The following is a 14,293-nucleotide window of genomic DNA, read 5'->3' as shown; positions in this document are numbered from 1 at the left end:
CGATCGGTGGGCAGGCAAAGCTATTTGACGGCGGAGCAGCGGCGCAAGCTCGGACGAAAATCCAACCTGATGGGCGCGCTCTTGGTGGCGCATGCCTGGGCGTTGATCGGCGCCAGCATGGCGCTGTTTGCCGCAGGCTCACCGCGCGCTGCTCGCCGCGGGCTTCCGGGAAAAGATGGAGCTGCAGCCGGGCTACCGGACGATGTTGCGGCTCGCGACCTCGCGGCTCGTCGATTCGACAGGCGGACCGCGCTCCGGCGGCAAGGCCCAGCACATCTGACGAAAAAGGGCGGTCCGCTGGACCGCCCTCGGTGTCTCGTGCCGTATTTCTACTGAGTGGCCCTTACTGCTTGGGGCAGGGATGGACATTCATCTCCGGGCCAAGATCGTACGGCGGCGGCGCCTGCGCCAGCGACGTCACCTGAGAGGACAGCGCCCAATCGAAGGCGCGCTTGGCGCGGCCGCAGAATTCCTTGTCGGTCGGCGCGCGCTGGGCGGTGCGGTTGGCGAACTCGGTGACCACGACGTCGAGGTTGAAGCGCTTGCGGCCGGCGAGCTGCTGCATGGCGCGGCCGTTGGCGGCGAGCTCGGACTGGTACTTGCTCAGGAGCTGGCCGTACATGCCTTCGTAGGCCCGGCTGCCGCCCGCGCTCTGGCACTGCAGGGTGGCGACGTTCAGCTCCATCTGCAGCATGCGGACGCGATAGGTCGCGAGGTCGGCATCATTGTAGCAGATGCTGCGGACGCTGGCGGCCGGCGGCGGCGCGACCGTCGACGCGACCTGGTAGTCCGCTGCCGGCGGCTTGGAGGCCGGGGCGGTCGTCTTGGCCTGCTGTCCGAGCGGGCAACCGCCCAAGGCCAGACCGCCTGCGACTACAACTGCCGCCTGCAAGAGCTTCTTGATCATTAATTCACTCCCAACGCATTGGCCGGAAACCGCATGCGGGTACAACAGTTAGGGGCCTCTTTCAAATCAAATACCGTGTAGGAGTGGGTGAAGACCATCCTGCCGCAGCAAAAAATCCGGGGATCAGTGCAGGGCCGGGTAAGTGCACGGTCGATGGCGAGGGGTGACGCGATGCGGAATATGGCCGAGGCTGATCGCTGATCTCTCATCTCCGACCTCTCACCTCTCATCTCCTCCCCCGTCATACGGGGGAGGGTAGGGTGGGGGAAAGCCTCAACAGAAATGTGTGGGAGGCGAAGATCATGATCTGCAATGGTCAGAGGTCATCACTGCGACTCCCCCCCTCCCGTACCCTCCCCCGTATGACGGGGGAGGGACTCAATAACGGGGGAGGGGCTCATGATGCCTCCAACGCCGCCTTGACCAGTGGCAGGCGATCGTTGCCGAAGAACATCGAGCTGCCGACGAACATCGTCGGACTGCCGAAGCCGCCGCGGGTGATGAGCTCGTCGGTGTTGGCGCGCAGTTTCTGCTTGCAGGTGTCGGTCTCGATGGCGGCGAAGAAGCGCTGGCGGTCGAGGCCGGCCTTGGCGGCGATGTCGGCCAGCACCTCCTCGCGGGCGATGTCGCGATCATCACCCCAGTAGGCTTCGAAGGCCGCGGTCGAGTAGGGCACGAGCTTGCCTTCGTCGAGCGCGTGGAAGGCGCCGCGCATGCACTTGACGCTGTTCACCGGGAAGACTTTCGGTGGGAAGACGATGCGAAGGTCGTAGAGCCGCGCCCAGTCGGCGAGGTCCTTCAGCATGTAGGACTGCTTCAGCGGATTGGGCTTGGCGCGATTGTCGTACACCGTCTGGTTGACCGTGTTGAACACGCCGCCGACCAGGATGGGCTTCCAGGCAATTTCCGCGCCGAGTTCGGCGGCCAGCGGCTGCACCGCATGGAACGCGAGATATGTCCACGGGCTCGAACAATCGAAGTAGAAATCCAGGTGGCGCGCCATTTCGTCCCTCCGCGGTCGGTTCGCCTTGTCGTTGCCATAAGCGCAGCGTATCTTGCAAATCCATGACGGTACCGGCTGAAAAGCCCAAAAAAGTGGTTTCCAAGAAAATAGCGATCGTCGTGCACCAGGAGCAGTCGCGGCCCGGCCGGGTCGGCGCCCTCCTCGAGAAGCGCGGTTACGAGCTCCATCGCCTCTGCCCCAATCTCGGCTGCAACCTGCCCGAAGACATGTCGGACTATGCCGGCGTGGTGATCTTCGGCGGGCCGATGTCGGCCAACGACTGCGGTACGCTCGCCGGCATCAAGTGCGAGCTCGAGTGGATCCCCAAGGTGATCGATGCGGGCGTGCCGTATCTCGGCCTCTGCCTTGGCGCCCAGCTGCTGACGCGCGCGCTTGGCGGCCGCGTCAATCCCCATCCCGAGGGCAAGGTCGAGGTGGGCTATGTCGACATCGAGCCGACCGAAGCGGGCCGCGCCTGGTTCGAGGGGCCGATGAAGGTCTATCAGTGGCATCGCGAGGGCATGCAGATCCCCGACTGCTGCGAGCTGCTGGCCACCAACGACACCTATCCCGTGCAGGGCTTCCGCTGCGGTCCCAACGCCTTCGGCTTCCAGTTCCACCCCGAGGTGACGCTGGAGATGAAGGAGATCTGGACGCTCAAATCGGAGCGGCTGAAGCAACCCGGCATCCAGCAGCGCGGCGTGCATCTCAGCATGCACGCGCTCTACGATCCGCCGCTCGACCGTTGGATCGACAGCTTCCTCGACCGCTGGCTGGCGACCGACCAGCGTAGCGCCGCGCCCGAACTGGCGATGGCGGCGGACTAAGTCTTTGCCGGGCGCGCGCCACTGGAGTGGCGCGCTCCGGCAAGATGGTTCCCGACACCAGCTTAGGATAGGGTTCCGCTCTTCGAAGCCCGGGAGGCGCAAGAAATGTCTGGTGCTCTGATCTTCGTCCTGGCGTTGGTGGTCGTGGCGTTGGTGCTGGTGTTCGCTGGCGTCAAGACCGTGTCGCAGGGCACCAACTGGACCATTGAGCGGTTCGGCCGTTACACGCGCACCCTGCCGCCCGGCCTGCATGTCATCGTGCCGTTCATCGACACGGTCGGCCGAAAGATGAACATGCAGGAGAACGTGCTCGACATTCCGGGCCAGAAGGTCATCACCAAGGATAACGCCACGGTGCAGGTCGACGCCGTCGCCTTCTACCAGGTGATCGATGCGGCCCGCGCCGCCTACGAGGTGCAGAACCTCCACCTCGCTATCACCAACCTGGCGCTCACAAACATCAGGAGCGTCATGGGCAACATGGCGCTGGACGAAGTGCTGTCCAGGCGCAACGAGATCAACAATACCCTGCTTGCCGTCATCGACCAGGCGACCGGCCCGTGGGGCGTCAAGGTGCTGCGCATCGAGCTCAAGGACATCGCGCCACCCGAGGATATCGTGGTGGCGATGGGACGGCAGATGAAGGCCGAGCGCGAGAAGCGCGCCACCATCCTGGAGGCCGAGGGCGTCCGCGAATCGAGCATCCAGCGCGCCGAGGGCGAGAAGCAGTCGGCCATCCTGACTGCCGAGGGCCGCCGCGAGGCCGCCTTCCGCGACGCCGAGGCGCGCGAGCGTCTGGCCCAGGCCGAGGCCAAAGCGACCGCGGTGGTTGCCGAGGCAATCTCCGGCAACGGCGTGCAGGCAACCAACTACTTCCTCGGCACCAAGTACGTCGAGGCGCTGTCGCGCATGGGCTCGAGCACCAACTCCAAGGTGTTCTTCCTCCCCGTGGAGGCGGCGGGCGTCATGGCCTCGATCGCCGGCATCGGCGAACTCGCCAAGGAGGCGCAGGCGCGCGGCGTCGAGGCGGCGGCGGGCCGGCCGCGCGGCTCGGTGCCCAGCTCGGGCTGAGCCATGAGCTTCAAGATCCTGTTCTGGTACTGGTGGGCGCTCGCCGCCGTGCTGCTGGTGTTCGAGATGATGCTGCCGGGCGTCGTCTTCCTGTTCCTGGCGGCCGGCGCGGCCGCCGTCGGCGCCTTCCTGCTGGTCGCGTCGGACCTCTCGCTCGAGCTGCAACTCTTCGTCTTCGCCATCGTCTCGGTCGCCTCCGCGGTCGTGCTGCGCCCAACGCTCAAGCGACTGCAGCAGGGGCGCCCGCAGGATGCCACCATCAATGCCCGCGGCGACGCCATGATCGGCAAGACCATCGTGCTCGACGCGCCGATCCTGAACGGCCGTGGCCGAGTGAAGGTGGGCGACGGCAGCTGGACCGTCACCGGCCCCGACATGGTGGCCGGCGCACGGGTGCGCGTGACGGCGGTGAACGGCACTGAACTCGCGGTCGAACCGGCACCCTGAATTTCGCCTCAGTCGCGGTGCTTGCTGCTGGAAACGGCGGATCGGTCGGCCGTAAAATCCGCCATGAGGCTGTCAGCCAGGGTAGCGAATGGGTGCTGGTACCGACTCGGACGTCCCGCACAGCGACCTTCACGGCACGCTGCCTCCCGGGACCCGGCTACGCAACTACGAGTTGGTTTCCGTCCTGGGCCATGGTGGCTTTGGCATCACCTATCGCGCCCGTGACACGCTCCTGAAGCGCGAAGTCGCCATCAAGGAATATCTGCCGACCTCGCTCGCCATCCGCACCCACGGCGCGACCGTCGTGCCGCGCTCGAGCGACGACAGTGACACTTTCAAGTGGGGCCGCGATCGCTTCCTCGAGGAGGCCCGCACGCTGGTGACGCTCGAGGGCGCGCCGGCCGTCGTTCGCGTCTACGACTTCCTGGAGGCCAACGGCACGGCCTACATGGTCATGGCGTTGGTCCGCGGCGAGACCCTCGATCAACGGGTGAAGCGGGAAGGGGCGCTCGCTGCGCCGATCGTCGAGCGCCTGGCGCAAAAGCTGCTCGACGGGCTGGAGCAGGTTCACCGCTCGCACTTTCTCCATCGCGACATCAAGCCGGCCAACATCATCGTCGATGCGCAGGACGATCCGACGCTGATCGACTTCGGCTCCTCACGCGCCTCGATGGCCGATCGCACCTCGGCCATGACCGCGGTGTTCACGCCGCGCTACGCTGCGGTCGAGCAGCTCACGTCTGACGAGCAGGGGCCGTGGACCGACATCTACGGCCTCGCCGTGACCCTCTATTTCGCGACCACGGGCGAGCCGCCGCCGACTGCCATGGAGCGGGTGCTCAAGGAGAACTACGTGCCCTTGAGCACGATGCGCCCGGCCGGCTTTCGTCCGGGGCTGCTGAGCGGCATCGACGCTGGACTGGCGGTGCGTGCTGAGGATCGCCCGCAGTCGATCGCGGCGTGGCGCGGGCTGTTCGCCGACGGACGGGCGAGCGATGCAACCATCGTCGATGCCCGGCCGCGCCGGCCGCCGGTGACACGATCGGATGTAACCCCACCGTCGTCACCAGCGCCTCGAGCGGCCAGCGCTGTACCCGCGGTCCCTCATGCACGCCTTCGTGCGCCGGCGACACGCAGGCAGGTCGCTCTGGTGGCTGGAGGGTTGGCGCTGATCGTGGCTCTGGTTGCGGGATACTTCTGGCTTTCGCCGCAGGGCGCCATCGACGGCGCGCGCCGGCCAGACGTGCCGGCTGCCGCCGAGGCTGAAGCCAAACAGAAGGCGGAGGCCGAAGCCAAACGGAAGGCAGCTGCCGAAGCGGCCGCACGACAACAAGCCGAGGCCGCCGCCAAAGCAAAGGCAGATGCGGAGGCCAAGCAGAAGGCAGAGGCCATGGCCAGGCAGATAGCTGCAGCCGAAGCCGCCAGACAGCAGGCCGAGGCCGACGCGCGGCGACAGGCCGAAGCCGAAGCCAGACACAAGGCTGAAGTCGAGGCCAAGCAAAAGGCGGAGGCTGAAGCCAAGGCGAAGGCTGACGCGGAGGCCAGGGCGAGGGCCGATGCCAAGGCGAAGGCGGAAGCAGAGGCCAGACAGAAGGCTGAGGCCGATGCAAAGGCGAAGGCTGAGGCCGACGCCAAGGCAAAGGCGGAAGCCGAAGCCAAACAGAAGGCGGATGCCGAAGCGGCGGCGAAGCAGCAAGCCGAAGCGGCAGCCAGGCAGCAGGCTGAAGCCGAGGCCAAACAGAGGGCGGATGCAGAAGCGATGCAGAAGGCCGACGCAGCCGCGGCTCAGAAGGCGGCAGAAAATTCTGAAGCAGCGCTGAACCTTTCGGTTGCAGATCGACAGCGCGTTCAATCGGCCTTGAAAGCGCTCGGCTTCGACATCCAGGGTGTCGACGGCACCTTCGGCCCGCGCACGCGCGACATGATCGGAGCGTGGCAAAAGTCACATAATCAACCCGTCACCGGCTTCCTTTCAGCGACGCAGAAGAATTCGATGCTCAACGAGGCGTTGCTCGTGACACCACGCGCTGCACCCGCACAAACGCCACAAACTCCGGTTACAAATATCGGGCCGAGGACAACGCCGCCTTCATCGTCGGCGAACGATCCTCGTTGCAAGAGTATCTTGCAATCCGCCCAACTAACGGGAGCACTCGCTGATGCAGACCGAGCCTATCTCCGGGATCATTGCCGCTGAATCAATCGACCACATCACAAGACTCGCCCGGACGATTCGGCGATCTGGTGCGCTCGTTGGCCTCTCACTTCTCGGTGTGGGCCTCGTCGCCTGCGTCGAGCAGCAGCCGACCACGACGGCACCGCAACAGGCGGCCGCGCCGGCGCCACTGCCGCCGATCCTGCCGTTCGACCAGGCGGTGACGAACGCGGCGAACACTGTGTTCACGAACGCCCCACAGGGATCTTATCGCGTCGTCATCGATCCTCTCGTCGACGGCGTCACGGGATACACGTCGGCTGCCACGGAGAACATCCAGAGCCGGGTCATCGACCTCGTGCAGCGGCAGTATCCACGCTTCTCCGTCGAGCGCTTCTCGCCGGCCGCGCTGAAAGACCCGCCGATGGTGCTCGTCGGCACCTTCACGCCGGTCAACGGGCAGAACCAGACGACCGGTCCGCGCGAAGCCTATCGCTTCTGCCTCGTGCTGGTCGACCTCAAGACCGGCAAGGTCGTTGCCAAGAGCGTCGCGCGCGCCGCGGTTGCCGGCGTCGACGGCACGCCGACGACAGTGTTCCGCCAGAGTCCGGTATGGACGGCCGATCCGGCGACCCAGGCCTACATCAGCACCTGCCAGGCGTCCAAGGTCGGCGATACGGTCAGCAAGGACTTCCTCGAAGGCCTGACCACCGCCTCGCTGATCAGCCAGGGCGACGATGCCTTCAACGCCGGCTCCTACCAGACGGCGCTGGACCTCTATTCGACGGCCAAGAGGTCGCCGTACGGCGACCAGCTCAAGGCCTACAACGGCGTCTACCTGTCGTACTTGCGGATGAACCAGGAAGCCCAGGCCGCCAACGCCTTCGGCGAGGCGGTGGGCTACGGCCTGAAGCGCAATCGCCTGGCCGTGAAGTTCCTGTTCCAGCCGGGCTCGACCCAGTTCTACCAGGATCAGGCGTTGAGCGGGCAGTATCCGGTCTGGCTGCAGCAGATCGCGACGCAGTCGGCGCAGTTCACCGCCAAGGCCAACGACTGCATCGAGGTGTCGGGGCACACCAGCCGCACCGGCTCGTCGCAGGTCAACGAGCGCCTGTCGCTGCAGCGCGCCGACTACGTGAAGCGGCGGCTGGACGCCGACGCGCCCCAGCTCGGTAGCCGGTTGATCACCGTCGGCGCCGGGTCGAACCAGAACATGGTGGGCACCGGCAAGGACGACCTGAGCGACGCGCTCGACCGGCGCGTCGAGTTCAAGCCGGTCGGCAAGTGCAGCTAAGCGCAGCCTGAGACTTTCCGGGCGGTCGCCTCTCGCGACTGCCCGGGGTCACAAAGCGTCGAGCGATCTGCCTTCGAGGAACGCCTCGAGGCGGCGTTCGGACGGGACAAGGTCGAAGCCCTGGGCCGCGATCCACTCGTCGCTGTAATAAGTGTGGCCGTAGCGCTCGCCGCTGTCGCAGATCAGCGTCACCAGCGAGCCCTTGGCGCCCTCCGCCTTCATGCGCGACGCCATGATGCAGAGCGCGTAGAAATTCGTGCCGGTCGAGCCGCCGACGCGGCGGCCGAGCCGGCGCGACAGCACGCGCATCGCGGCGAGCGCCGCCTCGTCGGGCACGCGCATCATGTGGTCGATCACCTTGGGAATGAACGACGGCTCGACGCGCGGCCGGCCGATGCCCTCGATGCGCGAGCCGCGCTCGCTGATCGCCGCCATGTTGCCGGTGTCGAACGCTTCGAAGAAGGCGGAGTATTCGGGATCGGCGGCGCACAGGCGCGTGGCCAGCCGCCTGTAGCGGATATAGCGGCCAAGCGTCGCCGTCGTGCCGCCGGTGCCGGCGCTCATGACGATCCAGGCGGGCACCGGATGCTCCTCGCGGCTCATCTGCTCGAAGATCGATTCGGCGATGTTGTTGTTGCCGCGCCAGTCGGTGGCGCGCTCGGCGTAGGTGAACTGGTCCATGTAGACGCCGCCCAGCTTGCCGGCGAGCTCCTCGGCGGCGGCGTAGATGCCCTTGCCGTCGGCGACTAGATGGCACTTGCCGCCCTGGCGCTCGATCTCCTGGACTTTCTCCTGCGACGTGCTGGCCGACATCACGGCGTGGAACGGCAGTCCCAGCATGCGCGCGAAATAGGCCTCGGAGATCGCCGTCGAGCCCGACGAGGCCTCGACGATCGGCGTGTCGTGGCGGATGCGGCCGTTGCAGATGCCGTAGAGGAAGAGCGAGCGCGCCAGCCGGTGCTTCAGGCTGCCCGTCGGATGGGTCGACTCGTCCTTGAGGTAGATATCGATGCCCTCGAAGGCGGGTAGGTAGAGTTTCAGCAGATGGGTGTCGGCCGAGCGGCGCTGGTCGTTCTGGATCAGCTCGATGGCATGGCGCGACCAGGCCGCTTCGTCGTGGCGGCCGGCCGCTTCGCCGAGCAGGGTCGGTGTGTTCATGGCTCCCGCCGCCACACGATCTTCTGGCTGCGCCCCGTGCCGGCGCGGAAGTCCGGCCCCGAAAGTGTCAGCACGTCGCCCTCCCGTGCGATGTGTCGGATCGTCGTCATCCCCACCAGCGTTGGGTCGGTCGCGACCTCGATCGAATGATAGACCGCGCCATCGCGCACGTCATAGCGGCCGGCATAGGCGAGGGATCCCGGCGGCTCGCCGCCCATCAAGGTCGCGCTGACCTGACCTCCCGGCGTGTAGAGCAGCAGGCCTCGTGCATCGCGGCCCAAGGGAAACTCGTTGGGCCGCCCGTCCTCGTACTCGAAAGACCAGCTCATGAGCTGCCAGGCGCCCACGAGATCGTGCGTCACCCGCCGATCACCTTCTTGGCGATCATGCAGTGGATGCCCTTGTGGCCGTCGACGGTCTGGGTGACGTGTAGGTCGGCCTGCAGGCTGCACAGCATGTAGGCGTCGGCGGCCGACAGGCCGGTCTTGGCCGAGATCAGGCGGATCATGTCGCGCAGCGCTTCCTTGGCGGCGTCGTCGAGATCGTGGTCGAAGCCGTGGGTGATCCAGTGCGTCGCGGTCTCGCAGCGCGGGTTGTTGAGCTTCATGTCCTTGCGCACGGTGAAGCGGAAGGTGCCGCTGAGCGACGTCTCGAGCGCCGTCAGGTTGACCTCGCCGTCGCCCTGCACGCCATGGCCGTCGCCGGTCGAGAACAGGCCGCCCTCGGCGAATACCGGCAGGTAGACCGTGCTGCCGACCTGGAAGTGCTTGTTGTCGATGTTGCCGCCGAAGGCGCGCGGCTCGATCGAGCTGCACTGGCCCCATTCCGGCGGCGGTGCGTTGCCCATGATGCCGAAGAACGGCTTTAGCTCGATCTCCAGGCCCCATGGCATGGTGCAGACGCCGCGGTTGGAATCGATCGGGATGTGGGTCAGGCGATAGAACGGAAAATCTTCAGGCAGCGTGCCGGCGAGCGGCCGTTGCACGTTCCAGCCCCAATTGGTGCGGAACTTGATGTCGAGGACTTCGACCGCCAGCGCATCGCCGCGCTCGGCGCCCTCGACGTAGACCGGGCCGGTCAGGATGTGGCGGCCGAGGTGAGGCTTCAGCTTGCCCAGAATATCGCGATGCTCGGGCAGGACATTGAACGGGTCGCCTGGCAGGATCTCGGCCGAACCGGAGACGCAATGGATGGTGGCGATGTCGCCCGACTTGATGCGCAGCGACGGTTTCAGCTGGCTGTCGAAATAGCCCCAGTGACAGGTCTCGGGCGATGAATTCAGTTCGTGGTTGGCCATGATATCCCCTCTGACCTCGGTTGAAGCACAGTCCGTGCCCAGCCAACCACCAAAAACTAACGCCACACGACCGTTGCCGGTAAACTCGCTGCCATGGCATCCCGCTTCGGTATCGTCGCCGCTGTTCTCGCGTTTCTCACCGCCAGTGTGGCGGCGGCCCAACCACGGCTCGCCGCGCCGGACGAGGTGGTGATCTACCTTCATCCGTCGCTCAAGGATGCCGACTTCGTCGAAGGCCTGGTCTGCGAGCTAGGTCGTGTCCTGGTGGCGCCCGTCAGGGCCACGACCGTCGACTTGCCGCTCACGCGCGATCTTCTGGCAACCGCGAGCCAGTTCGACGCCGCAAAGGTCAATCACCTGTTTGCGCGTGCGACGGACGGAGACTCGGGACGACCGTTCAGATATCTGATCCTGCCCTTCGACCTGAAAGTCCCTGGCCTCAACTATGTGTTCGCCAACACCCTGGCCGACGGAGGCACCAGCGCGGTCATGTCCATCATCCGCCTGGCGCCAACCGAACCCGGCCTGTCCCGCAAGCGCGTGTCGGACATCACGGGCGACCGGCTCTCCAAGCTGATGCTGAAGTCCGTTGCCGTCATCGCCGGACTGCGCACCGGCGGCTGCATCATGTCCTTTCCGCGCAGTCTGGAGGAACTCGATGTCAAGCCAGCAGAATTCTGTCCGGATGATCGCGCAGCGTTGGTCAACGCAGGCGTTCTGAAGGCAAGACCGTTCGGCGCCTGCAATACCGTGGCGATGGTCGGTCGATGAACTACCGTCACGGCTACCACGCCGGGAACTTTGCCGACGTCCTGAAACACACGGCGCTCTGCGAGCTGCTCAGGCTGCTGACGGCCAAGGACAAGAAGCTGTTCGTGCTCGACACGCACGCCGGCGCGGGCGGCTATGACCTGGCCGGCAGTCTCGCTCGCCGCACCGGCGAGGCGGAGGCGGGAGTCGTCCGCCTCGCCGCGGCGCCGCGCGCCGGCATGCCGCCGGCCGTCGTGCGTTACCTCGCAGCCGTTGCCGCCTACGATCGCAAGTTCGGGCCGGCTGGCGGCCTGCCCAGGCGCTATCCCGGGTCGCCGCGGCTGGTGCGCGCGGCACTTCGACCGGGAGACCGCTTCATCGCCTGCGAGCTGAATCCCAAGGAGGCGCTGGCGCTCAAGCGCGAGTTCGCCGGCGATCGTGCCATCGAGGTCCGTCAAGCCGACGGCTACCATGCGCTCAAGGCCCTGCTGCCGCCCATCGAACGCCGCGGCCTGATGCTGATCGATCCGCCGTTCGAGGCGCCTGACGAGTATGAGCAGCTGCTGCGCGCGTTGGGTCAGGGCGCGCGGCGCTTTGCGACGGGCTGCTATGCCGTCTGGTATCCGATCAAGGACAAGGCCGCCGCTGCGTTTGCTGCCGATCTCGCCTCGTTCAAGCCGTTGATCCTGGAACTCAGCGTCGAGGGCATCGAGCAGGGCCGCCTGGCCGCCTGCGGCTTGGCAGTGATCAATCCGCCGTGGCGCTTCGAGGAAGCAATGCGCGAGGCCCTGCCGTGGATTGCAGCGCACCTGGAGCCGGGTGCCAGGGCGACAATTTGCGCGCCGCCGGCGTCATAGGCGTGGCGCGCGACGGGCGATACGAAGTGACGTACAATCGAGAGAGTATCCTCCAAGTCGAAGGCGGCGAGCGTAGCTAGATGCCCTATTTCCATGAGGTGGTTGCCCAGCATCCCAAGATGTTGCGCCACCGGTCGGACCTGTCCTTCTCGCGCGATGGCGCTCCCGGACCCATCGCGGACAAGTGGCGTCGCAATGGAGTCGTGTTGCTGCGCGAGGTGCTTTCGCCCGAAATGCTGGCCGGGTGCCGGCAGGTATTCGAGCAATTCATCGAAACCGAGATCAAGAAGAACGGCGACGCTCAAGCGGCTGGCAACGATAGCGTGCCAACTTTCGACGAAGGCCCGAGGCCTGAATGGGAGAATGGCGAGACCATCCATGGCAGCTGGCATGTTCCATGGATCATCCGCCATGGCGGGCAATCGCCGACGTCGACGGTCCTGTCGGGGCTCATCACCTCGTGGGCGTGGCCGGTCATCGAGGAGATCTGCCAGTCCAAGGACATCGTGGTGATGCTGGGCCTTTGCCTTGGCCGGCACAATATCGACCAGCCGCTGCTCGTCGGCGCGCACCAGGATGCGACGGCCGTCAACCCGGAGGTGCCGCTCTCGATCTGGATTCCGCTGCAGGAGGTGGCGCCGCTGCGTGACTCGGGATTGGGCTTCGTGGTGCCGTCACCGGACCACGTCCTGCCCGCCGAGCCCAACAACGACGTCGGCTCGTCCTATTTCATGGACCAGCTCGGCAAGATGTGGATACCGCACTATCAAGCCGGTGACCTGACCATTCATTCGAAGTTCTCGCCTCACTTCACGACCGGATACGGCACGATGGCCGATCGTTACAGCCTCGAAATCCGGCTGTGGGCGCGGGATGACGCGTTTCTCAAATATTACGATCCTTCGATACGGATCGGCCGACTGAACGGCTTTCCGGTGATCACGGAAACGAAATGCTCTCCGGGTGTGCGCGCCCATGGCTTCGTCGCATCGACGGCGGTCCTCGCCATGCAGACCATCAACACCATGCCGGCGCCGCAAGAGATCCGCGAAAGCGAGGCGCCGTCTCCGCAGGGGATCATGGCGACGCTGCGTGACGCGGCAAGGCGGCTTGTGCCGGGCGCCAACCGCTGACGCTCACGCCGAGGGCTTGCGCGTCGCCAGCCAGCGCGCCGGCTCCGGCGTCAGCAGGGTGATCACGAACGACACCAGGCAGAGCGCGGCACCGGCCAGGATGGCGCCGGTATAGGACCCGAAGAAATCGTAGGCGTAGCCCGCGACCGGCGATCCCAGCAGGGCGCCGAAGGCGACGCCGCTGTAGAGCGCGCCGATGATCGAGCCCAAGGCCTTGCCGCCGAAATAGTCGGCGGCGAGCGAGGGCGCGATGGCGACGAAGCCGCCATAGAAGGCGCCGAAGGCCAGGGCGAAGACGATGAGCGCCGGCGCGGTGGTCGACATCGACCACATCACCAGCATGGCGGCGGCGCCGACATACATCAGGCCGAACGAGTGCTTGCGGCCGATCAAGCCGGTGACGCTGGCGAACAGGAAGCGGCCGACCGTGCTGCCGACGCCCAGAAGCACGATCAGCAGCACGCCGAAGGCCTCGCCCAGCCCGACGTCGCGCGCGTAGGGCAGGAGGTGGACGAAGGGCGCGAACAGGCCGAACGACATCAAGAGCGCCCCGACATAGATCGACCAGAACGGCCCTGACCGCAGGGCCTCGCCGAGCGTGAGCCCGGCCGGCATCGCACTCATGCCCGAGGGATGCGGCGGGTCGCCGTCCGGCGTGAGGCCGTAGCGCTCGGGCGCCGATCGAACCAGCGCGCCGGAGACGGCGGCGCCCAGGACAGTGAGGGCGGCGAGCACCAGATAGGTCTGACGCCAGCCGAGATGGGGGATCAACTGATGCGCCAGGGGCGCGCCGATCAGCGTGCCGACGCCGATGCCCGCGACGGCGATGCCGCTGGCGGTGCCGCGGCTGCGTACGAACCAGCGCTGCACGGCCGCCACGCTCGGCACGTAGCTGAGGCCGATGCCCACGCCGACGCCCAGCCCGTAGCCGGCATAGATCTGCCACAGGCTCGTCGCCTGCGCGGCGGCGACCAGGCCGACGGCAATCAGCAGCAAACCGCCGACGACGACGGGCCGCGGGCCGGTCCGGTCGGCGATCAGGCCGGCGGGGAAGCCCAGCAGGAAATAGAGGAAGGCCGAGATCGAGAAGACCAGCGCGGTCTCGCCGCGCCGCGCGCCGAACTCGCTTTCCAGCGCGCCGAAGAAGGCGGCGAAGGAGTAGGCGACGGCATAGCCGGTCAGCATGCAGAGGAAGGCGCCGGTGACAACCCACCAGCCGGGAAAGACGCTTCGCTTGGTCTGGGTCATGCGGGGAAGCTAGGGTGAGGGGGAGGCGCCGGCCACGGCCAACAGTTCGGTGGATTCCGAAGGATCATGTCGGAGCGCGGACCTCCAGGTCCGCTCATGCTCTTCCGGACCGCGCGCGTCCCCGCGCGCTCATGAGCGCGCGGGGA

The 14,293-nt window shown here is 66.4% G+C and carries 15 protein-coding genes; 9 read left to right on the top strand and 6 right to left on the bottom strand.

Going from position 1 to position 14,293, the window contains the following annotated elements; genetic code table 11:
* Positions 1-336 (top strand): hypothetical protein (locus RSO01_RS48475; RefSeq protein ID WP_218037484.1); only part of this gene is annotated, 336 nt, incomplete at its 5' end.
* A 7-nt stretch (positions 337-343) separates the two neighbouring features.
* Here RSO01_RS48475 and RSO01_RS28385 read toward each other — a convergent pair.
* On the bottom strand, positions 344-907 hold the full coding sequence (locus RSO01_RS28385) for a hypothetical protein (RefSeq protein WP_147153846.1): 564 nt from the start codon (positions 905-907) through the stop codon (positions 344-346).
* 397 nt (positions 908-1,304) lie between these two features.
* Positions 1,305-1,910 carry a 2-hydroxychromene-2-carboxylate isomerase gene (locus RSO01_RS28380; RefSeq protein ID WP_147153844.1) on the bottom strand — a complete coding sequence of 202 codons (606 nt, stop codon included), beginning with the start codon at positions 1,908-1,910 and terminating at the stop codon, positions 1,305-1,307.
* 92 nt (positions 1,911-2,002) lie between these two features.
* Between RSO01_RS28380 and RSO01_RS28375 the strand changes: the two genes are divergently transcribed.
* From RSO01_RS28375 to RSO01_RS28355, 5 genes are all read left to right on the top strand, one after another.
* Entirely contained in the window at positions 2,003-2,737 is a 735-nt protein-coding gene (locus RSO01_RS28375) for a glutamine amidotransferase-related protein (RefSeq protein ID WP_246158883.1), read from the top strand.
* A gap of 105 nt (positions 2,738-2,842) precedes the next feature.
* A complete protein-coding gene (locus tag RSO01_RS28370) occupies positions 2,843-3,808 on the top strand; it encodes an SPFH domain-containing protein (RefSeq protein ID WP_147153840.1) in 966 nt (321 codons plus the stop codon).
* Between the two features lie 3 nt (positions 3,809-3,811).
* Positions 3,812-4,255: an NfeD family protein gene (locus RSO01_RS28365; RefSeq protein ID WP_147153838.1), complete on the top strand. Its 444-nt coding sequence runs from the start codon at positions 3,812-3,814 to the stop codon at positions 4,253-4,255.
* An 88-nt stretch (positions 4,256-4,343) separates the two neighbouring features.
* Complete coding sequence (locus RSO01_RS28360) at positions 4,344-6,452, top strand: serine/threonine-protein kinase (protein ID WP_147153836.1); 2,109 nt, start codon at positions 4,344-4,346, stop codon at positions 6,450-6,452.
* 76 nt (positions 6,453-6,528) lie between these two features.
* A complete protein-coding gene (locus tag RSO01_RS28355; protein ID WP_170303415.1) occupies positions 6,529-7,704 on the top strand; it encodes an OmpA family protein in 1,176 nt (391 codons plus the stop codon).
* Positions 7,705-7,752: 48 nt separating this feature from the next.
* Here the strand turns inward: RSO01_RS28355 and RSO01_RS28350 are convergent, their stop codons facing one another.
* The 3 genes from RSO01_RS28350 to RSO01_RS28340 are packed head-to-tail and all read right to left on the bottom strand — an operon-like array spanning position 7,753 to position 10,159.
* The gene (locus RSO01_RS28350) at positions 7,753-8,862 is read right to left on the bottom strand and encodes a PLP-dependent cysteine synthase family protein (protein ID WP_147153833.1); all 1,110 of its coding nucleotides are present in this window, start codon (positions 8,860-8,862) and stop codon (positions 7,753-7,755) included.
* Positions 8,859-9,224, bottom strand: coding sequence for a lipocalin-like domain-containing protein (locus tag RSO01_RS28345; protein ID WP_147153831.1), 366 nt, complete (start codon positions 9,222-9,224; stop codon positions 8,859-8,861). The genes RSO01_RS28350 and RSO01_RS28345 overlap by 4 nt, the downstream gene beginning before the upstream one ends.
* Positions 9,221-10,159, bottom strand: coding sequence for an acetamidase/formamidase family protein (locus tag RSO01_RS28340; RefSeq protein ID WP_147153829.1), 939 nt, complete (start codon positions 10,157-10,159; stop codon positions 9,221-9,223). The genes RSO01_RS28345 and RSO01_RS28340 overlap by 4 nt, the downstream gene beginning before the upstream one ends.
* A 93-nt stretch (positions 10,160-10,252) precedes the next feature.
* Between RSO01_RS28340 and RSO01_RS28335 the strand changes: the two genes are divergently transcribed.
* The 3 genes from RSO01_RS28335 to RSO01_RS28325 all read left to right on the top strand — a co-directional run bounded on the left by RSO01_RS28335 (position 10,253) and on the right by RSO01_RS28325 (position 12,899).
* A complete protein-coding gene (locus RSO01_RS28335; RefSeq protein WP_147153827.1) occupies positions 10,253-10,930 on the top strand; it encodes a zinc metalloprotease in 678 nt (225 codons plus the stop codon).
* Positions 10,927-11,766 (top strand): 23S rRNA (adenine(2030)-N(6))-methyltransferase RlmJ, encoded by an 840-nt coding sequence (locus tag RSO01_RS28330; RefSeq protein WP_147153825.1) that lies wholly within the window; start codon positions 10,927-10,929, stop codon positions 11,764-11,766. The genes RSO01_RS28335 and RSO01_RS28330 overlap by 4 nt, the downstream gene beginning before the upstream one ends.
* Before the next feature lie 203 nt (positions 11,767-11,969).
* Positions 11,970-12,899, top strand: coding sequence for a hypothetical protein (locus RSO01_RS28325; protein ID WP_170303414.1), 930 nt, complete (start codon positions 11,970-11,972; stop codon positions 12,897-12,899).
* A gap of 3 nt (positions 12,900-12,902) precedes the next feature.
* On the opposite strand, the gene RSO01_RS28320 is transcribed toward RSO01_RS28325, so the two are convergent.
* Positions 12,903-14,147 (bottom strand): MFS transporter, encoded by a 1,245-nt coding sequence (locus tag RSO01_RS28320; RefSeq protein ID WP_147153822.1) that lies wholly within the window; start codon positions 14,145-14,147, stop codon positions 12,903-12,905.
* Positions 14,148-14,293 lie beyond the last annotated feature (146 nt).

It is taken from the genome of Reyranella soli (assembly GCF_007992495.1).
Classification (GTDB): domain Bacteria; phylum Pseudomonadota; class Alphaproteobacteria; order Reyranellales; family Reyranellaceae; genus Reyranella; species Reyranella soli.
The sequence above is the reverse complement of the archived record's forward strand: the minus strand, read 5'-3'. Positions and strand labels throughout refer to the sequence as shown.